This is a genomic window from Carboxylicivirga taeanensis, from assembly GCF_051851475.1.
Classification (GTDB): Bacteria; Bacteroidota; Bacteroidia; order Bacteroidales; family Marinilabiliaceae; genus Carboxylicivirga; species Carboxylicivirga taeanensis.
On sequence record NZ_JBPUSJ010000109.1, the window covers coordinates 1 to 755 of the forward strand.

Genomic DNA, 755 nt, shown 5'->3' on the forward strand with positions numbered 1-755 from the left:
AACGGTTGGCCGCATGGCGCTGTAGCAGATTCTGCGTTGAGATTGTCCGTCCGAGAGGACGAGACCATCGAGGCGGGAATCTGCACACTCAAAGTGAGCCGAGCCCTGCTATGCGCTATAGCGGCGTGTTGTAAACCGTTATTCTATTATAGAAGGGTCTTTATTTCTTGAGTTATTTTGTCTTTGTTAGAAGGTCTTGGTGCCAGAAAATTGACAATATTTCCTTGTTTGTCGACAAGTAAATATTGCGGAATTCCCCAATGGATATTTCCAGGATATTCACTTTCATATCTGTCTCTATAACCTTCTATATAGCATTTATTTGACATGAGAATATGAGTTCCTTTTAGTTTGTTTTCTAAAATCAATTTTTCCCATAATTTTTCATTATCTAAGTTTCTAGCATTATCCTTTCTTGTATTGTAGTGTCTTGCGCACAGATATAGAAATTCAATTGGAGCGTTCTCAAACTGTTCTTTAAGCTTTACAGCGTGTTCAAATTCGACGATGCAGTGTTTGCAACCTGTATCCCAAATATCAATGTAAACAACTTTGTTTTTAAACTTCTCTTGATTTAGTATTTCTTCGATGCTTGAAAATTTACTGGTTGTATCATTAATTATTGTGTAGTCCGAATTTAAGTTTTGGGAATTGATATTGCTTAAGCATAATATAAGCAAAATTAGGGAGAAGGTCTGTTTCATATTTTTCTAGTAATTTGTTTTCTACGTATTGTGCTTAATGGTTTACAACGG

The 755-nt window shown here is 35.9% G+C and carries 1 protein-coding gene; it reads right to left on the bottom strand.

All coding sequences use genetic code 11. The annotated features are described in order from the left end of the window. Positions 1 to 146 precede the first annotated feature (146 nt). Entirely contained in the window at positions 147 to 704 is a 558-nt protein-coding gene (locus ACSX1H_RS19470; RefSeq protein WP_439185929.1) for a TlpA family protein disulfide reductase, read from the bottom strand. Positions 705 to 755: the final 51 nt, after the last annotated feature.

Coding starts and splice junctions, on each gene's coding strand:
- ACSX1H_RS19470 (WP_439185929.1), bottom strand. CDS start 704: ATGAAACAGACCTTCTCCCTAATTTTGCTTATATTATGCTTAAGCAAT.